Origin of the sequence: Mesorhizobium sp. M2A.F.Ca.ET.043.05.1.1, from assembly GCF_003952445.1 — a bacterium.
Taxonomy (GTDB): domain Bacteria; phylum Pseudomonadota; class Alphaproteobacteria; order Rhizobiales; family Rhizobiaceae; genus Mesorhizobium.
Genome location: NZ_CP034446.1, coordinates 1,657,621 through 1,678,049, shown reverse-complemented (window position 1 = coordinate 1,678,049; position 20,429 = coordinate 1,657,621). Strand labels below are relative to the sequence as shown.

The window sequence follows — 20,429 nt, the reverse complement described above, 5'->3', positions numbered from 1 at the left end:
TGTGCGCGCCCCTGACAATCCGATCAGCTTTTCGCGGAGCTTTAGGTAGAATCCGGACCACGCCAACATTCGTTTGGATGATTGCGGTTCCTCGCGAGCCCTGTGAAGTCGTCGAACTGGATCACTTCGTGCCGGACTTGCACAGGCCGAAGAGTCGGCGGGCGGTCATGAAGGGCATGAACCCACCTGCTGAAGCCGTCGTATGTTCAGACGATGCGGGCCCTTCAAAGACGGGTTAGACAGAAGCCACCTGGCAAACAGTCGAGCGCAGGAGCCGCATGCACATGCAATCCGCCTCAGCCCCCTCTCCTCCCGGGCACGCGCTCTCACATGACTACCGCCTAAGCCATGCTGCCCAAGGCTGCGGCGCCATATACACCGCTACGTTTCAATCTGGCTATTACGGTGCGCTTTGGGAAAAAATTGAGAGACCCATCGTTGAGGAGATATTTCGCTCTGCAGGGGGGCCAGATCGTCGTTGCCTCGACTTTGCCTGTGGTACTGGCCGAATCACAAATGTGGCCGCGAGATTTTTTGGGACGGTCGTTGGGGTCGATGTGTCAGAACCTATGCTTGCAGGCGCGACGCCCTGCAGCAATGTGCGCCTTTGCCTCATCGACATTACCAATGAGCCGCTAAACGAACGATTCAACGTCGCTTCGGCTTTTCGGTTCTTTTTGAACGCAGATGAGGATCTGAGACGCCAGGCGCTGCTTGCGCTTCGAGAGCATCTTGTTGAAGGTGGTCAGCTTGTCTGCAATATTCACCTCAATGCAACCTCGCCGGCTGGGGTGGCCTCAAGGCTCCTCAACACGGTTGTCGGACGCACAAAATACAACACGCTAAGACTTGATCGCATGGAAGAGCTTCTGGCTGATGCGGGTTTTCTCGTCGAGAAAGTCATTCCGTACGGCTTCCTTCCTCGGCCTGGCCGGTTTGCCCCGGGCCTTTGCGAAGCGTTGGTGGAGCCCGCAGAGACAATGAGCAGGGCGCTTCAGATTCCTGCGCGACTTGCAGAAAGCTTCATCGTCGTGGCCGCAAAGCCCAAGCCGTCGCCATATCCGGTTTGATGTTCTCCTCGCACGCCGGCCTTCTTTCGCTTCCTAGCCTGATCCCTCGCAGGACCTGCGCCTTTGGGGGTCAGCCGCTTTCATTGGTGCGCTACAGATTGTCGAGTGCTTCACAGAAGTGCCCCGCTTCCGCTTGGCCCAGTGTCGTTCAAAAGGAAGCGTGGCCAGTCTGATGTCCTGTTTTTCTGGTTGGCGCCCGGATGGTGGCGACCAGGACGACCAGAATAGGCGCGGGTCTTTGAGCTCGAGCGGCTGCAACCGCCGCCTGCAGAATGAAAGAGAAACACGGACTGGAGGCAAGCGCCTGGCCCCACCAGCATGACCGGGCTCGATATGACGGCCTCCTCTGCGGCATGGTTAACACAAGGTAGCTTTTCTTCTTGCCGACGAATGCATTAGAGGTGCATAATCAAACCTGCGTTGCATCGTTGGGGATAGACCAACCGTGGGTAGCAGCTTGGTGCCAGCAGTATCGGGTCCGATATCGCTGCGATCGATTGGCGTTGAAGCCCCAATGTGCGCACGTGTGTGTGCGTTGGGGTAATATGTACAGGATTGTCATTGCCGATGATCACGGACTTTACAGGCGTGGCTTACGGCTGGCGCTTAGCGCTGGCATCGAAGACGCGGAGATACTGGAAGCTACGTGTTTTGACGCGGTTGTTAGCCTTCTGGCCGAGCAGGAGTGCGTCAACCTCGCGATGCTCGATCTGAACATGCCGGGTCTTTTCACCCAGGACGTGCTGGGGGATGTCCTGGTGGCCTACCCGAACACTCGGTTTGCGATAGTTTCCGGCAACGATTCGCGCTCGGAGATTCTGACCGCCCTCAATGTCGGCCTGCACGGCTATATCGTGAAGTCGCAAAGTGACGACGAAGTCGTGCTGGCTGTGAAGGAAATCCTTTCGGGTCGTATTTATGTACCGGCGCTGCTATCGCGACCAGGCAGTCACCAGCAACCCATTGATGCCCGCTACGGCGGCAGCAACGCCAGCGGTGGCTCTCTCGAAAGGCTCACACCCCGGCAAAAGGATGTGCTACGGCTGATGGCGGAGGGATACTCCAACAAGGAAATAGCCCGAGATCTCGATATCGCCGAGGCTACGACGAAGATACATGTTGCCGCAGTCATGCGGGAATTGGGAGTTCGAAACCGAACGGAAGCGGCAGTTCTGATAAAGACCTGGCTCGGTTCGGTGTAAGCTAGGCTTGAACTTCCTTGGACGACATTCGAAGCGAATATCGGAACCCGTCCTCCCGAACCTGGAACTGCGAGGAATGTCCGACCAGCGGCGTTCCATCGACCCCAGGACCATTGATCCGAAGCCTTGGCGCGTGATCGGAGCCGCGCGCCGGCGGCCCGTTTCTATCCATTCAAAAACAATGTCGGCGCCTGTCTCGCCTGAGTTGAAATCCCAGCGCACCTCAACCGCGCCCGCAGGGTCGCCCAGCACCCCATGTTTGACCGAATTGGTGGTGAGTTCGTGAATGATCATGGCAAAACTCTCCGCTGCGCCGCCTGAAATCTTGATGTCGGCCCCCGTGATTGTCGCTTTGCCGCCTTGCAAGAATGGCCGTAGTTCCTGACCGACCAGATCACGAATCGTCGATGATCCACCGGCGCTGTTCGTCAGCAGCAGATGCGTCGCCTCGAGCGCCCGAATTCGGTCAATCAGCGTTGCCTTGAATTTGTCGACATCGCCGTCAGGCGCGCCCAGCATCTTCACTATCGCCGTGATGACGGGGAACAGATTGCTGAACCGGTGGCGCTGCTCCTGCATCAACTTTTCTTGGCGTCTTACCGCGGCTCGCAGCAGCGTGGTTTGGCGGCGCTCCGTCAGGTCTGCGGCGATCCCGATACGCTGGTCACGGCCGCCTTGGTCTTCTTCGCGGCCCCGCAAGGCGACCCAACGAACCTGGCCATCCCCGCGCTTTATACGAATTTCGACGTCGTAATTGGCTCCCGGCCGCACCTTTCCTGGAGGCGATGCCAGCTTGCCCCAGTCCGCTGGGTGGACGATGGATGACAGATCGGACAGCGGGCGGGACGCGGCCGGGGACAAGCCAAGAATGTCCCAGAACTGACGCGAGCCTGCGATGACGCTTTTGTCGTACTCTATTCGCCAGGTGCCCAGTCGACCGGCCGACAACGCGAGGTCGAGCCATTCGTTTTGGGCTCTAAGCGCCTCTTCGGCTGCTCTGCGTTCGGTTATGTCGTCCACCACCACAAAAAGGCTATCTGCCGGGATCGCGTCCGAGGCGGAAAGAGAAAGCGTTACCGAGGCCCAGAGCGTGCTGCCGTCGCTTCGGGTCAGGCGAATTTCCGAACCGAACCAGGGCGCCTGGGACCTCAAGGCATTGAGCGAATTCTCCAGCAGCGCACGATCGTCCTGATGCACAAGCTCATCCAAGCGCTTCCCAACAAGATCATCTTGGCCGTAGCCGAGAAGAACACCGAGGCGTTTGTTCACCCCAGCAGCACTCCGCGGTCACTGGCGGTTGCAAAGCCCAGCGCGGCTCGCTCGAAGGCCCGGCGGTAACGCGACTCCGCAGCTTCGACAGCAGCGAGCTTGACGTCCATCGCGGCCCGCAAGCCCTGACGGGATCGATCGAAAAGCATCGCAATCATTCCACCGGAAAGCACGAGCAGGATGGCGCGTGCCAACTCATCGGCAAGAGGCTGATGCTTCATGATCAGTCTTGCGCCAAGCCCGGCGGCGGCCAGCAACAAAGTTGCTGCGGCTGCGATCCTTCGATCTTCAAGGAACGCCATGACAACAATGGCGGGCACAAATTCGAGGAAGGCCAGGTCTGTGCCACCCGCGTGAGAAATGCCAAACTCAAAGAGCAGCGTAGCGACCACAACAGCCGTCGACGCCAAGTGTGTCGGCGACAGGATCGGACCTCCTCGGCAACTTCCTGCGGACCTAGCTACAACTTTTGGCCTAATCCGTCGAGGTTAGACTGGAGAGCGTGCACGTAGTTCGCTTGCCAGCTTTCCCATCCAACGAAATCGAGGCTTTATTAAGCCGGCTATATCGCCCTTGGGCGAGATAGAGAATAACGACGAGGAGGAACTATCCATGGGTCTGAATAGCGGGCAAAGCGGCACGGGATCGATCGCGGCGCCTGGGATGGGGCCGGTCGGCTTCGGGGGCAGAGCAGCGACCAACCCCGCTCGACGCGCCCCTCGCACCACGGCAAGGTCAATAACGGGCAGCACATGCGCGCGCCCGTCGCTCGATTCGGCGACCGGCATGCTTGAACGCATGGGGTGCGGGTGGCTTGTGCTGAGTGAGGCAAGAAGAGTACTTGAGTGGAACACGGCCGCCGAAACCATCCTGCGGGCCTGCGACGAGTCCCTTGATCCGCGCAGCGATCTGACGGCAGCCCTGAGGAGCCTGATAGCTGGCGTGCCGGCTCACTTTGCTGCCGGATCGCTTTCCTGGATCGTCATTCGCAATCCTGGCGATCGGCCGATCATCGTGAGCGAGGAAGGCGCCGTCACTCCTGATGGGTCGATCCTGGTGGCGCTCCTCGATCGCCAGCCGAGGACTGGCCCCAATCCAGAGACCCTACGAAAGATGTTTGGATTGACCGGTGCCGAGACGCATTTGGCATTGCGTTTGGCGAGCGGCGATGCACCCTTGGAAATTGCCGAGCGCAGCAGGCTGAGCCGAACCACTATCCGCACCCAACTCGCGTCGCTGTTCGCCAAAACAGAAACGAGGCGTCAGGCGGAATTGGTTGCCCTTTTAGGGCGCATATCTGTGCTGCCGTAGTGTCCAAGGGTCCGGCGGCGCTGGTTTTCGCAGTTCGCCGCCAGTTCAGGGCTCACCACCCAGACATAATCTCAATGAGGCTTGGATCGACGCAAAGTCGAGCCTCATTGAGGTAGCTTTTTGCGGATCTGCACGGCATTCACGTCGTGAACAGAGCATAAAGATTTCCGTGCTCACACCACGGTGAACGACGATGCTGTCAAGGGCAAATGATGCGAAAGGGCGGCAAACTGAATTTGATGTGCACCGCCGATCCCATCGCTGTCGAAAGAAAGGGCTCCGGTCGAGCTGTTGTAAATAATGTGATCGGTGCTGTCATGTGCACTCGCGCCCACGTGAAACTGTCCTGCGGCTAGAGGGCCCACATGAAGTCCCGTGAACACCTTGTGGTCGAGCTGGATCTTGTTATGGATCACACTGAAATCGGCGACCTTGGCGACATCACCGATCTTGAGCACCGAATCGAAGACGAAAACGTCGTTCCCACCCCTCCCCGCAAGATGTCGTGCCCGCCGCGGCCGTTGATGACATTGTTGCCTGCGTTGCCAGTTACGGTCTGGGAGAACTCATTCCCCGTCAGGTTGATTGCGGCGGTTCCGGATGGACTGGTTGTTGCGAGACGCTCGATCGCCGATCCAGTCGAGAGTGCATAGGTCACTGATGCCAGCACGGTATCGCGGCCACTACCGGCGAGCTCAACCACCTTGTCGCCAGCGTTGTTGACGTAATAGGTGTCGTTGTATCCGTAGCCAATCATGGTGTCTGCGCCGGTGGTGCCATGAATTACATCCGCACTTCCGGTGCCATTGAACACGTGATGACTGGGCGACGTGACGGTGGATGGAGCGCTGGTCGAGGGCGTGGAAGTAACCGGAGGCGTTGTGGTGGGCGCAGGCGCATCGCCGGAGTGGTTCAGATTGTCCACGCTTTTGTTATGCTGAAGGAAAAACGCCTTAAGCGCCGGTGATTGACCAAGCGCGGTGTCGCCCTGCTGAGAGCCCCAAGCATATGCGTAATCGAAGGCAGGTGATGGCACCAGCTTGGCAAAATGGTCTATGATGGTCTGTTCCTGCGCGGCAGTGGGAACGACGTATCTTCCACCTGTGTCGGTATTGTAGTTGCCGCCGCCAAACGCCTGGTAGCCTGGGATCATCTGGCTCACCGGGATGCCCGCCGCCTTGGCGGCAGCGACATAGCGGTCGATCATGTTGTAGTCGATCACGCCGCCGGTGCGCACCGGATAGGCATCCACCCCGAAATAATCGATATGGGTGTTGGCGGGGTTGTATGTGTTCGAAAAGTCGGGGTTCGCAGAGGTGCCCAAACTCATCATCGTTATGTAGGTTTTGGTGCCAGGCAGATGGGAGTGGATCCAGTCCGATTCCGCCTTTAGATTTTCAGCGCTGGCATAAGTGCCCCATTTGCCGGTGGGGTCGGGCTCATCAACTAGGAAGAAGCCGAACACCTTCGGGTTGCCGATGAAAGGCGTGACCTTCTGGATAAAGGATGCGGTGGTCCCGTTGGTCTCGCCCAGCCAGACCAGTCCCTTCATACCGGCAGGTAGGGCGTTGAGCTGGTCGACAGATGATACATCGGCCAAGTTGAATCCCGCTGTCGCAATGTCGGCGCCCGATCCGCCAGACGTGTAGTGGAGAGTGGCCATGCGCATTTCCTTCAGCTGTTCGACAAAGCCCTACACCCTACCTATTGGAGGCCTAAATTAGCGCCAAATCAAAAACGGTGGGCGCGTGAGAGATTTCTTGATCGCCCGGCGGGGGTGGCGCGCACGTATCGCAGACCGGCAGAGCACCAAGCGTTGAAGCGCTACGCATTGAAAGAAGGCCATACCTGCATCATGTCCGGCAGGCTCTGCTTATCATGCCTCAACGGTGATCACCTCATCCTGGCGACACTCCGCATATCAGCCGCGACGTAAACGTCCTCCCCAGGCATGTGATTATGGGGTCAGTGTGTGCGAGGTCGGCCTTATTTGCTGCGCCGCTGGCGCGAGCCGATAAACCCAAGGCGTCAGGGCGCGGACAATTGGCCTGCGCACCGGCGTTTCGATGAAGCGACAGACAAGAAAGGAGGCAAGCAGGACCCCACCTGACACGACAAGAAAAGCAACGTTCTTCCCAACATAGGGAGCGAGCGCATTCAACGAAATATAGCCGATATACTGATGCAAGAGGTATAATGGGTAAGTAAGTCCGCCGAGCAGCACCATAAGCTTTGACGGTCTTATGATTCTCCCGAACGAAACGGCACAGACAAATATCCCAAAGACCACTGTATTGGCGACAACGAGATCAGCGGACGAAAGCGAGACGCCATAGTGCTCCTGCATCCAGGCTTGGGGAAGCACCATGGTCTTGTAGGACAGCAGCAACGCGGCAGCAAAAAGCAGGAGCGCTGCGGGAGAACGTCCCCTTGCAACCAGGTCTTCGGCCAGAATGCCTCCGGCGAAGAAGGGCGCATAATCCGTGATGAAAAGAAGTCGTATCGCCGTGTTTGCGAACACGAGTTCGTTGCCTGCCGCGACCGCCAGCCACCCAGCTACGATCGGCAATTTCCAGCGCTGAAAGGCGCCCGCCAACATCAGCATCGCGACCCAGCAATAGAATAGAATTTCGACCATGATCGACCAGTAGACGCCGTCCATGGACTGCCGGCCAAAAATTCGAGCGAACATTGTCAGATTGGCGATATAGGTCGCAGCGTCGGTCGGGAGCCGCTGATCCTTGGCGACAACCAGAAAAAGGAACGTAGCCGTCATGCACACGAGAAACCCGGGATAAAGCCTAGCGAAGCGCGCGACAGCGAATTCTTGCCAGGTTCGGCCTTCGGCGGACCAGGCAATCACGAACCCGCTGATCAAAAAAAAGAGATTGACCCCGAGGTTGCCATAGATGGCGTAAGGTGCTGCATAAGGGTAGCTGACATCGAGATTTCCAGCGATCGCGCCGCGGAAAAGATAGTGGTAAAGCATCACTGCCAGAGCTGCCATCAACCTGAGCAGGTCGAGCGATGTCATCCGCGAAGTGCCTACCTTGCCAATGGACGCCATAACCAGCTCCCGCCCCGCGCTCGACGATCAGTCGAGCTCCGGGGCTATGCCTTTTCAAGGACGAAGACCTGCTCGCACGAAAGGAGCGGAAGGATACTGAACGATCTGACGAGCTTGAGGCCAGCCTGCGAGAAATCTTCCCGGGCGACACTGAAATCGACAGGATGGGGCGCGGAAACTCTGCCCGTGATCATATTCCGCAGTTTTAGTCGTATTCTCTGAAATCGGGACGCCAAGCCGTAAGAGACGATGAGGCGGCGACTCGTAACGCGCGCCAGTTCATTGATGATCTTGCGCCTGAGATGCGGCGGGATGAGATGGATCAGTCGAAGGCAGATCACCGTATCGAAGCTTTCGTTGGCCATTGGCAACTGGGTTACATCGCATCGTACGAAACCCTGGAACCCAGGTCGGCCCTCATATGCGGTCTTAGCCAAGGCCATCATTTCCATGGAAATGTCAGCTGCCATGACCTGGCAGTCGTGCCGGATAAGCACGTCGGCGAGCTTTCCGGTTCCGCAGGGAATATCCAGTATCTGAGACGGCAGTGGAGAACAGGTCTCCAGCGCCTTGGCGATGCAGTTCTGCTCCCGTCGTGCGATGACGTAGGACGCAAAGGTGGACAGCTTCAGGCGTCCGGCATACCCCGCTAGATACCGCTCCGCAAAACCAGGGTTTTGATATCTGGGTTTGGTCGCGAGTTCATAGGCCGCGACATCGGCATCGTAATTGACCGGCTTCGCGAGGATTGCTCCTGCAGCCTCATCTGTTTCGCGATCCTGGCCCATTCGCCGGCTCCCATTCAGGCCCGGTCGGAATTTTCTGTCCAATACGTTCATTGAAGCACAGCCTTTGCTTTTTGGCGGCAGGACATCCGTTGCCGATGAAGTCTGCCAACTATGACGCCGAGTCTTGTGGGTTCGACGTGGTCGAAACTCTTCCAGGCAAATCGCTCCGACCCAACTTTGTTTGCAAAACGGCCCCGTGAGTAACCGCTCGGCCAATCCGGACCGAGATTTTGAGATGCGACGCCCATCGAACCCATGCTGATGTGGCCGACAAGATCGACACTATCGCGGGGGTAAACTTCCAGATGGGTGTGCCCGACGCATCCCCCGAACGGATGACGACTGGCGATCACTTATGGCTACCGTGATGAAGAAGGGCGCTGCCAAAAGGCCGTTGCGGGGACAGATCGGAAAGAGAATGCCAGGGCGATCCGGAAGCATAGCTACTGAAGCGCCGCCAGTGGCCTCTCTAGGAAAGCCGGATTCCCCGAGGATCTCCCTATTTGGTCCTGCCGAGAACGCGGAATTCTTGGCGACTGTCAATGGGGCTGCGAGCGGCGTTGACCTGGGTGCGAGAACGCCTGGCGAAACTCACGGTTTGACCCAACGGCTTTCGCACGCGAGCCTTTGGGCATTCTTCATTTACATGGCGGGCGCCGCTCTGACCTTCGTCACTCAAGTTGCCATTGCGCGGATGGTCGGACCGGCAAGTTACGGCATCTACGCCTATGTCTTCGCCTGGATCGCGCTATTGTCTTACGGCGCAACGCTTGGCTTCCACGTGGCAGTCATGCGGTTCGTGCCGACCTACCTGACCACCAAGCAGCCGCCGATGGCGCTGGGTTTCATCATGCTAGGTGCAAAGGCCTGCATTGCCGCGGCGCTGGTCATTTCGCTCATTGGCATCTTGCTTGTCACCCAAGAGGCCCACGAACTCGATCCGGAACTGGCCGGCAGTCTATTAATAGGCATGGCGACGCTCCCCTTGGTCACCGTCTATCTTGCGGGCGGGGGTCTCGTGCGCGCGTTTGAGGCGTTGATATCTGCCCTGCTCCCCGAGCGGATCGTGCGGGACGGACTTGTCCTCACGCTTCTCTGCGGGGCAGCGTATCTGACGTCATGGCGTCTGGACGCCGTGGCGGTGATGTGGATGTTGTTCATTGCCTCCGCCGTTGCGGCGTGCATCACAGCTTTTGCCAGCTGGCGTCATTGGCCAGTTGAACTGAATTTCGGGAAGCCGGCCTATGCGTTTCGGGAATGGTGGCCTTCCCTCCTCCCGATCGTGATCATGGTTTTCATCGATACCCTGATGAACCGGACAGCCGTGATGCTGCTTGGATGGGACGGTTATGTAAAGGATGCAGGCATATTCTCGGCCGCAGCGAATATGGCGATGCTCATTGCTCTGCCGCGGGTTGCGGTGAGCAGCGCGTTCGCACCCACGATAGCGCGCCTCTCAGCGCACAACGACGTGGCGAGGCTCCAGACTGTCTTTGCCAAAGCCACGATTCTGTCTTGCGCGGGGGGGCTGGCGCTGGCGATGCCTCTCCTGATGTTCACCGAGACGATCTTTCACTTGCTTGGCAACGGATTTTCCTCCGGCGTGGAGCTGACCCGAATCCTCGTGGTCGGACAGTTGATTGGGGTCGCCGCCGGGCCGCAGCAGCAACTTCTGACCATGGCAGGACACGAACGCGCGGCCGCCACGCTGATGGCTGTTTCGGCAGTCATCAACATCTTGGGATGCATAGCGGGCATAGCCCTGGATGGAGTCGTGGGGGCAGCTATCAGCACGAGCGCGATGCTGATTTTTTGGAGCATTTCACAAGCGGTCTACATCCACGTCCGCCTTGGAATTCTGCCTGGCGTGGGATGGACGGTGAAGGCGCGTGTGCGATCTGAACAGAGTGACAAAGTTCTGTAACAAAGCCAGCTTCTGTTGGATTGAGAGATGATACTGGAAGTATTCGGGCCCTCAGGAGCTGGCAAGACGACTTTCACGTCCGGGCTGGTGCCTGTTCTGCGCTACCACGGGTGCCCCGTCGTGTTGCAGATCGGGGACCGGCGGCATCCAATTAGAAGAGCCGCGTTGAAGCTGGCTTATGGCTTGCATTCAAAATGGGTGGGTCAAAATCCGCTGACCACCGAGATATTCGAGCTGTTACCACCAAAAAGCGACCTCTGGGCAACCCGCCTCAAATGGCATTTCGAGCTCCTGATACAGGTATGGAATGCCGCTCTGGCTTCCAACGAAACGATCTCGATCTTCGATCAAGGCATGGTTCAATTCGTCTGCTCGCTGGTTATGTTCAGCGGGGTTACCAACCAAGAAAAGATAGCGCGCGCGCTAGACCTTGTACCCAAACCGAATTTACTCGTCAGATTACAAGCGCCAAGAGAGATTCTCGAGTCTCGGCTCAGGGAGCGCCAGCGACACCTCGGCATCGTTCAAAGGCTCCTTGAAGTCGATCTTCAGACCAGCCTCGACAACATTCGGCACGTCACTCTGGTCGGAGAGCTCGCGGAATCGTTTGGCGTGCCAACGATTTCTATCGACAGCTCGCACGCAAGTGGGCGCGCAGCGGCTCTCGACATGATAGCAAGAGACGCGATCGAAACGATGCAGGGCTCATTCACAAAAAGAGCTGACGTTGAATTCAGATACGGCAAATTACAAGCGACAATGAAGTAGAAAAACATTGAATACGTGAGTTTAGCTCCATGAACCCCCGTCAGTTATTCGGCGTTATTGGAATTCTAATCTATTTAAATGCCGTCTCTTCAGATGTGGACGGAGCCTCAGGTCCGCAGGAGATATCGACAGGGTTCGTGGCGCCGGTAGCGATGCAATTGCCCGAATACCTGCAAGCCGCTTTGGATCCGGCAACGGGAACAAGTTTCACGCTAATCACGAAACCCGGCCTCCTTGGCAATGACGTTGCGTGTCGTAATTATTGCAGCCACCGCTATTCGAGTGCGCAGGCCTGGAATTCGGATCAGACCCTCCTTGTCATCAGCAACGGTTGCGGAGGCTTGTGTTTCCTTGATGGACAAACTTACGTGCCGCTCTTTCGCCGTGCTCAGTCGGACGAATGCGAGTGGCACCCGCGCGATCCCAGTATGATGATTTGCGTAGGCGGTCAGGAAATCTTCACCTGGGCTCCTCGCACAAATCGAAAGCAGGTTCTGTTTGTCTCCACTGACGGCAGCATTCTCCAGTTCGGCCCGTACAAGGGAAATCCAAGTCGCGACGGAAGCCGTATCGCTGTACGCGCCGTTCGACAGGATGGGACAATGGTCGTCTTTGCATTCGACCTGCTGCAGCGTCGCAAGTTTGCGGAAATCGATCTTGCACAGATAGAGGGATCCAACGGTGCATGCTCGATCTCGCCGCTGGGCATTAACATCGTATGTATTCAAAAGGGTGACGTTGAACACACGTTCATTTTTTCTGTTGATGGCAATCTGCGGCAGAAATGGACTGAGCATCACCGGCCCGGCCACGGCGACATGACGGTCGACGCCGATGGCTGCGAAATATATGTCGGAATCAGCAAGTCAGATCCTGACAAATTCCAGGTCATCAAGCGCAGGCTTGCAGACGGTAAGGTCACCTCGCTGATGAGATACGGCGAAGCACAACACGCATCCCTCAGGTCCCTTGGCAGACCCGGTTGGGTCTTCCTCAGCTATTCCGGGGATCCGGGTGAAGTCTCGAAGCATCCTGACTGGGCACCGTATGCGCGGGAAATCATTGCGCTGCGCACCGACGGCAGCGGAGAGGTACGCCGCATTGCCCAGACGCGAAACGCTCCCTCCGACTATTGGAGTGAGACCCACGCGTCACCTTCGCCAGACGGTTCGCAGGTGATATGGTCCAGCAACTGGGGCCTTCCCGGGGGTCCGGTATACGACTTCGTTACCCGTGTTGACTGGCGACAATACCCCGACAGAGGGCGGAAGGCAGGGACCCGGAACTGCCTTCATTAAAGTAGCCATTCGGACGATGGCTCGCACTCGAGCGGCATCTCCAAGCACTGCCTGCGGGACCGAATTCGCCACGGATGCGACTAGAATCGCTAGAACGAGAGGGGACGACTTGCGGACAAAAGCCCCGCCGAAACGGGGCAGGCAGAGAGACGAGGGCGTACTCTCAGAATTTAGAGCTCATGGCCACACTGTTATCGCTGTCATTCAAGCTTCACACATGCGCTTCAAGCTATTGATTAGCTTGAAACCCAGTTCGCCCGGCCCGGCAATTCATTCAAACTGACGAGGAAAGTGTCGGGCCCTCGAACTAGGATGGTTGTCGTGTTCACGGACGGGATCCGAGGCCTGAGCGCCGTTTGCAACAACAGTGTCAATGGGTTCAAGTCGGCCCGCTGAGGCAGTTTTCTCGTCCCTACATGGTTGCTCCCTACACGACCATGACGCCTGTCGGAGTTTATGGCATGACAGGGCCCAGAGGGGTCCAAATGTTGCTCTGTTCGGGCTGCGTCGACGTTTGCCGGTTTTTGGCGAGAAAGATCGCAGACCACGTGAAGCCGGGTGATTGCATAGTATGACAAAACCCTGGGATTGCTGCTGGCGGGGCGCAAGTAAGATGGAGAGACGACAGGATGAAAACGCTTTCCTTTAACCCTGCGCTCTTGGAGCGGCTGGTATGTCCTATGACCAAGGGTTCCCTTGCCTGGAACGCGAACAATGGTGAACTCATCTCAGCGAGCGCTGGGCTGGCTTATCCCGTACGTGACGGTGTACCGGTTATGCTCCCGTCCGAAGCGCGGACGATCAAAGCCGCCATCGTGCAATATCGCGCACCCCGGACGTGATAACGCGCCGGGATCTGCGCAACTAACCGGCATCACAAAACAACGGACTCGGTGCGCTTCAGATCGCGCCCTAGCCCGCAAAGGACTGTTTCCCGGCTGGTACCGACAAAGACGACGGCCCAGTAACAAAGCCAGGACCGCTTTCCCATGGAGTGGTATGGTGCCTCGCAAGGTTCGCGACCAGCTTTACGGCTGACGTGTCGAACGATGGCCGATTCAGGGTGTCTGCACCGCCAAGAGATCCGCGCTATCGTGAAAACGATATTTGACGTGCCGCTTCAGATTGACCCGCGTGAGCACGCACCCAATTGGAACCGAACCAGCACCGTCTCTTCTCAGAATGTCCAAAACGCCTCCGGCGATATGGCGTGGTGTCTTGTTCCAACGGATCGCGAAAAGTATCGTGTCGGCCCAACTCGTCAGCAGGCTTGCTTCGGGTCCGGCGAGCCAGGATGGTCCGTTGATGACCACCAGACTGTACTGCGCCCGTAGTTCATCCCTGCATTCGAGGCTGTCAACGCGCGTCAGCAGCCCGAGAAGATCGTCCCCTGACGCAATGGTCATCAGGTCGACGCCGGCGCCAGGGACACTCACGACTGCATCCTTCAGGCTGCAGCGAGTACCGACAAAATCACCGAACGATCGATAAGCTTTGGGCCCCCCGGCCTGGCGGATGAACTCTTGCGTAAGCTGATGACGCGAGCACTCAAGATCGATCAGCAGCACGGGGCCACCCAACCGTGTGGCCGCCAAGGCCAGACTCCAGGCAAGTTCACTAGCGCCTTCATAACGAACGCTGGACGCGACAAGAATTGTCTGCGAGGCATTGGTCCGGGCTTGATTTGGCCCTGCCCTGACCAGAAGCGACATCACGGCTCGGCTGTAGGCCGCTTTGGGCTGATCCAGGAGCAATTCCCGCAGCTTCTTCATGGCGACCTTACCGGGCTCCGGCACCATTCCGACGCAAGGAACATTGAACGCAGCCTCGGTTTCGGCCTCGCCCCGCAAAGTGCGATTGGTACGATTGTAGATCAACACCAGGGCGGCACCAAGAATGGCAAAACCGATCATGCCCGGCGGGATAAGGAAGATCGGTGGCAACGTCTGCGGCTTTGTCGGCGGCCACGCTGTCGAAAGAATCGAGACGCCTGCCGTTGGAGCCGCAATGCGTCTGGTCAGCTCCTGCTGATGGCTCAAGAGCTCGTTGTATCTCTGCGTGAGCAGAGTTACCTGCGGTTCAAGCGCGCGTAATCCGGAAAGTCTGCTGGCGGTGTCTGCCCCGACCACATCGAGAACATTTTGACGATTTTCCAGAGTGCTGATCTGAGCCCGATAGGTGCTCACTTCCGACTCGAGCTTGGCAAGCCCTTCCTGGACAGCGTTTTGGATTGCAGAGGCAAGATCCTTGTCCGCAGGATCAGCAGCTTGACGGGCTGCAAGATCAGCCAACTCGGGCGACCCCAATGCTTCGGCGAGCGACGCAACCGGCGCGCCGCTGTTGCGAAGATCATTGGTATGTTCAAGGCGCGATTCCATTGCCCTGAGATCGGCCTTTGACATGGATATCTGCTGGCTTAGATCGGCTCTTTCGCGGGCGGCGTTATCGGCTGAGCCTTGATCTACGGCCCCAGCACCCAGACGGTACTTCTCCAGCCGGTCGATCGCCGCAACGAGATCACTCTGCACCCGCGGCAGACTGGCGATCACCACGTTGAGATCCTGCCTGTCCTCCGCCAATCTCCTTTTTGCAAGCTCGTCGATGTAGACCTGAGCGAATGTATTGGCCACCAAAGCGGCTCGGGCTGGATCCTCGTCCGCGAAGGCGATTGAAATGATCCTCGAGCGCAGCTCCTGCCCAATCCTTATTCTATTGCGCAGTTGCTTGAGGTCGGGGTCGGACGACGCCTCGCTGTGTGGCCAAAGCCGCTCGACAATCCCTGCAGCAATTGTCTGCAGCGATGGCACACGCATTTCGGGAGCTTCAGTCTTCGACGAACCCTGCCCCGGCGCAACACCTTCGATCGCGTGCAGCGCCGCTGCGACACGTCGCAGATGGCCCTGCGAAGAGAGCATGGTGATGTGATCGTCGATACTGGAATCGATGACGTCCTGCGCGGAACCTGCGCCAGGAGCAATGGAAACTCGCGCTGGGGCGTCGATGATCAACTGACTCGTCGCCTCAAACATCACCGGCCGAGTGAGACCGAGGATCGCAGCGAGTATCCCGCCTACTATCGCCAGGGCTAGGATAAGCCATTTTTTTCTTGCCAGAACTGCCATCAGCTGATGCGTGGGAGATGATTGCTCGTATTCGCGCCGAGGGCGCAATCGCTGACCGGCTTCCACGACTGCCGGGACAGATGCAGGAACGGAAGCCGGATTTTTGATCCGGCTGACGGCGGAACTTGCCATTTTCATACTCCTGCCATGTCGAGTTGGCGCGAATGAGCCGCCCATGGCGTTTTCCTGGTCTCATTTCGCCAGGCCTGAAACATCAGCGCCGACCACAATTCGCGTGAGCAATCTTGCCCCTGCATGTGATTGCGCCAGCATCTGTCCACCTTGGAGCTGTCCAGCACCTCATCGCCATCGTGCCGGATGTCGGCCATAAGATCGGTCGCCCAGTTGCGCAGCGACCCCCTTAGCCAGGTGGATACCGGCACGTCGAAGCCTTGCTTCGGCCGCTCGATCAGCCGGTCCGGAACATAGCGACGCAGCAGATTGCGAAGGATCCATTTGCCCTTGCCGTCGCGCACCTTTGCATTGGACGGGAGGCGCCAAGCGAATTCGATCACCCGATGATCAAGCAACGGACATCTTCCTTCAAGCCCGTTGGCCATGGTCGCGCGATCTAGCTTCACCAGTATGTCGCCGGGCAAATACCCCGCCATGTCATCGTAGAGGAGCCGTGACAGCAGCCCGTCGAGCTTCGGTATGCTGTGAGCCGGTATGGGGTGCCCGCGGCGAGTGAGGTTTGCCGTCGGAGGCGTTACCAAGCGCTGATACAGATCGTCCTCATGCCTTGCACCCATCAGGCCGGAGATCCGCTTGAGACGATCGCTGCGGAGCATATGGCGAATACCCGGTCCGAGAGGAAGCCGGCGCAGCATGTCCTCACGCGCTGCGCGGGCGAGGAGGTTCAGCCCGGTAGCCATGGTTCGCCGTACTGCAAAGGGCAGCTGTTGGCGGCGCCGCAACCAATCCGCCATGAAGTGGCGACCATAGCCGGCGAAGCACTCGTCGCCGCCGTCGCCCGACAACGCTACGGTCACATATTGGCGGGCGAGCCGCGCCACCAGGAGGGTCGGCAATTGGGATTCGTCGGCGAACGGCTCGTCCCATACCCGTGGCAGTTCCGGAATGACATCGAGCGCGGCATCAGGCGAAAGCTGAAGCTGCGTGTGATCGGTACCCAGATGCCGCGCCACTTCGGCTGCATAGCCACTCTCGTCAAAGCCGCCTTCCCCAAAGGCGATTGTGAAGGTGCGCACCGGGCTGGCGGATTGTGCCTGCATTAGAGCCACCACGGCAGAGCTGTCGATCCCGCCGGATAAAAAGCCGCCTAGCGGCACATCGGCGATCATCCGCTCGCGAACCGCGAGCCGCAGCAGGTCATCGAGTTCGTTGGTGAGATCATCGTCGGCGCCGACGATTTGTTTTGCACGTCCGATGCTGGCGACCTCGGCCAGCGACCACCAATGGTCGACACGCTGCGCAAGCGAACCCGCACTGACCACTTTCGCGAGATCCGAAGATTTGACCGAAAGGAAGGAGCCGGGTGGCAGCTTGAACGCGTTTCGCCAGATGCAGGCCTGATCTGGAACCCAGCCTTGCGACAGCATGGCTTCGGCGGCTTCGAGATCGATCTCGGCCGAGAAGGATGGAAAGCACCGGATTGCCTTGAGTTCCGAGGCGAAGAGCAAGGCCCCTCTTGCCAGCGCCACGTAAAGCGGCTTCTTGCCCACCCGGTCCCTGGCAAGGTGAAGAGTTCTGGTTTTGAGATCCCACAACGCGAAGGCAAACATCCCCGCGAGGCGTTTGACTGCGGCTTCCAGACCCCATAACTCTACCGCGCAAAGCAGCACTTCAGTGTCGCCGGTGCCATGGAATTCGCAGCCCGCATCCTCGAGCTGGCGCCGCAGGTCGCGGAAGTTGTAGATCTCACCATTGAAGGAAATGATGTAGCGACCGCTGGCGGAACGCATCGGCTGTTGACCGGTGCTCGACAGGTCGACGATCGCGAGCCGACGGTGGCCCAAGGCAATGCCGGCATCACGATCAATCCAAAGTCCTTGGCCGTCAGGTCCGCGGTGGCGAAGCGAACTCGTCATGTGCCCGATCGGCCGTAGCGAATTTGCATCCATGTGCTCCGGCGCGACTAGAATTCCGGCAATCCCGCACATCAACTTACCTCTGCATACCCGGGCCGCTGCCGGACTGCTGGATGCATTCCCGCCACTAGGCAGAACGTCAGCGCAAACCAAACGATGGGATGGCGGATGATCAGATGCGGCAAGCTGAAGACGACCACCGAGGCAAGGAGCACCGAGAGCGCGTCGAAGCGGCTTCGCCAGGCGGACATTGCGGCCGACCCCACGATCCAGACCAGCGCCAGGACCGCCACCAACCCTCCTTGCAGATAGAGATCCAGTATTGTGCTATGGGCTTCAAATGGGCGCTCCAGGAACTGTTTGTCGGCGACCGGCGGTCGCTCAAGGTGTGGTCCCGGACCAAGGCCAAGTGACCAGGATTGCAGTCCCGTCTCGATCGCCTGCCCCCAAAGAAAAACGCGCAGGTCAAATGTCTCCGCTGTTGCTTCGTCGCCCCCGTCCTTGGTGAGGCTCTTGGCAAACTCGGCCACGCTGCTCTCTTCGGTAACTACGTATGGTGCCGCCGCGATGGCGAGCGGAACTGCACCGACGACGAGCAGCAGGGCAATCTCTCGGGACAAGGTGGCTTTGCCGGAACTTGATGCGAACCACGCCCTGAGCCACAGCCCCAGAAATACGAGACCGCTCAAGATAGTGGTGTAGAGATAGGTGTCGCTTTTGGTCAGCCGTCCGACGTAGAAGATCGGGACAAGGCTAGAGAACGCGAACAACTGAGCCCATCGGCTCTGTGTTGTCGTCGCTAGGTGCAGCGCCAGAGGACCGAAGACTGCGCAATAGAGTGCGAGTTGGTTGGGATTCTCCGACCAGCCTCGCAAGCGGTCCCAATACCATGGCTCGACCTCCGACTGATGGATCCAGCCCCACGCCACCCCAAGCTGAACCAGGAAGGCTCCGGTGGCGATCGCGATCACCCACCAAGCGCTCCGTCGTAAGCGCAATTCCGCATCGGGTTCCAGTGCTGCAAGGCAAGTGACACTCGCCAGCAACACATAAGCCATTGCATCGTGTGATAGTCCCGTCAGATAAAGCACCGAGGTGAAGTAGCCGACGAAGGTGCCGACCGCCAAAGTCAGAGACAGAAGCAACCAGAACTTGGCCAATTTCGCGAAGGCCGGCGTGGCTACTATGGAACCCCCGCCAAAATCCGGCCGAGCGAGAGCATTATCCAAATTATCAGAAAGAGTTCGCCATACCCGAATGGCAGACCTGGGACGGAGATCTGCGATGCGAAAGACAAGGCGACCCCCGCAGCAAGCAATGCGTCCCTCATCATCAGCGCGACTCCCCCATTCGGCTGTTGGAGAGGCGGTGTGCCAAGTATGAAGGGGCGGGAGAGCCATGGGAACGAGCCGCAAGGACGTCCCTGTATAGATCGGAATACTGGTCGACTACCCCGGAAAGGGCGAAGCGCTCTTTGACAAGATCGACGGAACGGCTGCCCATGTTGACGGCGCGCTGGCGGTCAGCGAGCAGGTCGACGATTCGGTTGGCCAATGCATCCGGATCGCGTGGCGCCACAAGATGCCCGTTCCACCCATCCTGGACGACATCGGTGCAGCCCGGCATCCTTGAAGCAACAATCGGGAGCCCTGCAAGCCCGGCCTCCAGCAACACGCGAGGAACTCCCTCACGGTATTCCGTTGGAAAAGCAAACACATCAGCTATACCCAGAAGGGCCGGTATGTCGCAGCGCTTGCCCAGAACCACAACGTTGGAACCAAGCTGCCGAATTTTCGATTCGGCGACGGCGAACGGCCCTCGGACTGCCAAGGTCCGATCAGTACGAACCGCGCATTCGGCCGTCTGGCCAGAACCTTCGGCACCGCCTTGAGGAGGGTCAGAATCCCCTTCTGACGAGTCAATCTCCCGACAAACATGATGACTTCTGCCGATTCAAGCCCGAATTCCTGGCGAAGCCGCGCGGCTGGCGGCCCAAGATGCTGGGCAGCCGCGAAAGCGCCTATGTCTATGCCGGAACCCGGAATCAGGCAGTTGGTGCCATGGCCTAGCAGCCGGTATCGATGAAAGAACTTCTGATCGTCTCGGTTCTGGAATACCGTCGCCGCCGTCCAAAGGGATGCCAGCCGTTGCAGTCCGATGAACAGTGGCCGCAGCATCAAGGCGCGCAGCGCAAGGGACGAGAACGTCCACCCCAGTCCGTTGATGGTACGAACAACCGGCACCCGCCCCCGCGCCGCGAGCGGAGCCAAAAGATTTGGCTTTGTGTCGAAGCTCTGTACGATGTCCGGACGCAGCTCGGCGATTAATCCGCGGAGTGCTCTGATTGCGCCGGCTTTCCCGCTGCCACTGCTGAAGCGATCAAACTCATATCCCTTGTGGGATATCCCGTGCCTCCGGAAAGAGGCGCCGTCGCAAGTCGAAACTGCCGTGATCTGGAAACCTCTCGCACGCAGCTCCAAGAAGAATGGAACTCTCAGAGCGTGATCTTCGCCGCCGACGCAGACCAGATGCGGCTTCATTTTGCCGCTCCGCTAACAC

The 20,429-nt window shown here is 58.5% G+C and carries 17 protein-coding genes and 1 pseudogene; 7 read left to right on the top strand and 11 right to left on the bottom strand.

From position 1 onward, the window contains the following. The first annotated feature begins 278 nt into the window (after positions 1-278). A complete protein-coding gene (locus EJ069_RS07950) occupies positions 279-1,070 on the top strand; it encodes a class I SAM-dependent methyltransferase (RefSeq protein WP_348639359.1) in 792 nt (263 codons plus the stop codon). Between the two features lie 545 nt (positions 1,071-1,615). Beyond that, positions 1,616-2,185: pseudogene (locus EJ069_RS07945) on the top strand (response regulator transcription factor); the annotation flags it as partial. Here the strand turns inward: EJ069_RS07945 and EJ069_RS07940 are convergent. Beyond that, positions 2,108-3,541 (bottom strand): sensor histidine kinase, encoded by a 1,434-nt coding sequence (locus EJ069_RS07940; RefSeq protein WP_245456465.1) that lies wholly within the window; start codon positions 3,539-3,541, stop codon positions 2,108-2,110. The pseudogene EJ069_RS07945 and the gene EJ069_RS07940 sit on opposite strands and share 78 nt — an antisense overlap. Further along, a complete protein-coding gene (locus EJ069_RS33170; RefSeq protein ID WP_245456464.1) occupies positions 3,538-3,933 on the bottom strand; it encodes a hypothetical protein in 396 nt (131 codons plus the stop codon). The genes EJ069_RS07940 and EJ069_RS33170 overlap by 4 nt, the downstream gene beginning before the upstream one ends. A gap of 394 nt (positions 3,934-4,327) precedes the next feature. Here EJ069_RS33170 and EJ069_RS07935 point away from each other — a divergent pair, with 394 nt between their 5' ends. Next, on the top strand, positions 4,328-4,852 hold the full coding sequence (locus tag EJ069_RS07935) for a helix-turn-helix transcriptional regulator (RefSeq protein WP_126060828.1): 525 nt from the start codon (positions 4,328-4,330) through the stop codon (positions 4,850-4,852). A 173-nt stretch (positions 4,853-5,025) separates the two neighbouring features. Here the strand turns inward: EJ069_RS07935 and EJ069_RS33165 are convergent, their stop codons facing one another. The 4 genes from EJ069_RS33165 to EJ069_RS07920 form a co-directional block, all read right to left on the bottom strand. After that, on the bottom strand, positions 5,026-5,310 hold the full coding sequence (locus EJ069_RS33165) for a hypothetical protein (RefSeq protein ID WP_245456463.1): 285 nt from the start codon (positions 5,308-5,310) through the stop codon (positions 5,026-5,028). After that, positions 5,265-6,515, bottom strand: a complete 1,251-nt coding sequence (locus EJ069_RS07930; protein ID WP_245456462.1) for a calcium-binding protein — start codon at positions 6,513-6,515, stop codon at positions 5,265-5,267. Before EJ069_RS07930 ends, EJ069_RS33165 begins: the two co-directional genes overlap by 46 nt. 294 nt (positions 6,516-6,809) lie before the next feature. Further along, on the bottom strand, positions 6,810-7,919 hold the full coding sequence (locus EJ069_RS07925) for an acyltransferase (RefSeq protein WP_126060827.1): 1,110 nt from the start codon (positions 7,917-7,919) through the stop codon (positions 6,810-6,812). Between the two features lie 44 nt (positions 7,920-7,963). Then, positions 7,964-8,707 (bottom strand): class I SAM-dependent methyltransferase, encoded by a 744-nt coding sequence (locus EJ069_RS07920; RefSeq protein WP_189341551.1) that lies wholly within the window; start codon positions 8,705-8,707, stop codon positions 7,964-7,966. Positions 8,708-9,305: 598 nt separating this feature from the next. On the opposite strand from EJ069_RS07920, the gene EJ069_RS07915 reads away from it, so the two are divergent. From EJ069_RS07915 to EJ069_RS07900, 4 genes are all read left to right on the top strand, one after another. Continuing rightward, complete coding sequence (locus EJ069_RS07915) at positions 9,306-10,631, top strand: oligosaccharide flippase family protein (protein ID WP_189476226.1); 1,326 nt, start codon at positions 9,306-9,308, stop codon at positions 10,629-10,631. Between the two features lie 165 nt (positions 10,632-10,796). Next, a complete protein-coding gene (locus tag EJ069_RS07910) occupies positions 10,797-11,399 on the top strand; it encodes a hypothetical protein (RefSeq protein ID WP_126060824.1) in 603 nt (200 codons plus the stop codon). Positions 11,400-11,428: 29 nt separating this feature from the next. After that, complete coding sequence (locus EJ069_RS07905) at positions 11,429-12,697, top strand: hypothetical protein (protein WP_126060823.1); 1,269 nt, start codon at positions 11,429-11,431, stop codon at positions 12,695-12,697. A gap of 629 nt (positions 12,698-13,326) precedes the next feature. Continuing rightward, positions 13,327-13,539, top strand: coding sequence for a Trm112 family protein (locus EJ069_RS07900; protein ID WP_126060822.1), 213 nt, complete (start codon positions 13,327-13,329; stop codon positions 13,537-13,539). Positions 13,540-13,755: 216 nt separating this feature from the next. Here EJ069_RS07900 and EJ069_RS07895 read toward each other — a convergent pair whose 3' ends face one another. The 5 genes from EJ069_RS07895 to EJ069_RS07880 all read right to left on the bottom strand — a co-directional run bounded on the left by EJ069_RS07895 (position 13,756) and on the right by EJ069_RS07880 (position 20,410). After that, on the bottom strand, positions 13,756-15,951 hold the full coding sequence (locus EJ069_RS07895; protein ID WP_126060821.1) for an exopolysaccharide transport family protein: 2,196 nt from the start codon (positions 15,949-15,951) through the stop codon (positions 13,756-13,758). 2 nt (positions 15,952-15,953) lie between these two features. Then, positions 15,954-17,942, bottom strand: a complete 1,989-nt coding sequence (gene asnB, locus EJ069_RS07890; RefSeq protein WP_126060820.1) for an asparagine synthase (glutamine-hydrolyzing) — start codon at positions 17,940-17,942, stop codon at positions 15,954-15,956. Further along, positions 17,942-19,030, bottom strand: a complete 1,089-nt coding sequence (locus EJ069_RS07885) for an O-antigen ligase family protein (protein ID WP_245456460.1) — start codon at positions 19,028-19,030, stop codon at positions 17,942-17,944. Before EJ069_RS07885 ends, asnB begins: the two co-directional genes overlap by 1 nt. A gap of 172 nt (positions 19,031-19,202) precedes the next feature. Then, on the bottom strand, positions 19,203-19,637 hold the full coding sequence (locus EJ069_RS33705) for a glycosyltransferase (protein ID WP_281060049.1): 435 nt from the start codon (positions 19,635-19,637) through the stop codon (positions 19,203-19,205). After that, positions 19,592-20,410: a glycosyltransferase gene (locus EJ069_RS07880; protein WP_281060048.1), complete on the bottom strand. Its 819-nt coding sequence runs from the start codon at positions 20,408-20,410 to the stop codon at positions 19,592-19,594. The genes EJ069_RS33705 and EJ069_RS07880 overlap by 46 nt, the downstream gene beginning before the upstream one ends. Positions 20,411-20,429: the final 19 nt, after the last annotated feature.

Excerpts from the sequence above, each read along its gene's own strand:
- EJ069_RS07935 (WP_126060828.1), top strand. The coding sequence starts at position 4,328 with ATGCTTGAACGCATGGGGTGCGGGTGGCTTGTGCTGAGTGAGGCAAGA.
- EJ069_RS07880 (WP_281060048.1), bottom strand. The coding sequence starts at position 20,410 with ATGAAGCCGCATCTGGTCTGCGTCGGCGGCGAAGATCACGCTCTGAGA.
- EJ069_RS07900 (WP_126060822.1), top strand. The coding sequence starts at position 13,327 with ATGAAAACGCTTTCCTTTAACCCTGCGCTCTTGGAGCGGCTGGTATGT.
- EJ069_RS07920 (WP_189341551.1), bottom strand. The coding sequence starts at position 8,707 with ATGGGCCAGGATCGCGAAACAGATGAGGCTGCAGGAGCAATCCTCGCG.
- EJ069_RS07950 (WP_348639359.1), top strand. The coding sequence starts at position 279 with ATGCACATGCAATCCGCCTCAGCCCCCTCTCCTCCCGGGCACGCGCTC.
- EJ069_RS07930 (WP_245456462.1), bottom strand. The coding sequence starts at position 6,515 with ATGGCCACTCTCCACTACACGTCTGGCGGATCGGGCGCCGACATTGCG.
- EJ069_RS07925 (WP_126060827.1), bottom strand. The coding sequence starts at position 7,919 with ATGGCGTCCATTGGCAAGGTAGGCACTTCGCGGATGACATCGCTCGAC.
- EJ069_RS07895 (WP_126060821.1), bottom strand. The coding sequence starts at position 15,951 with ATGGCAAGTTCCGCCGTCAGCCGGATCAAAAATCCGGCTTCCGTTCCT.
- EJ069_RS07905 (WP_126060823.1), top strand. The coding sequence starts at position 11,429 with ATGAACCCCCGTCAGTTATTCGGCGTTATTGGAATTCTAATCTATTTA.
- asnB (WP_126060820.1), bottom strand. The coding sequence starts at position 17,942 with ATGTGCGGGATTGCCGGAATTCTAGTCGCGCCGGAGCACATGGATGCA.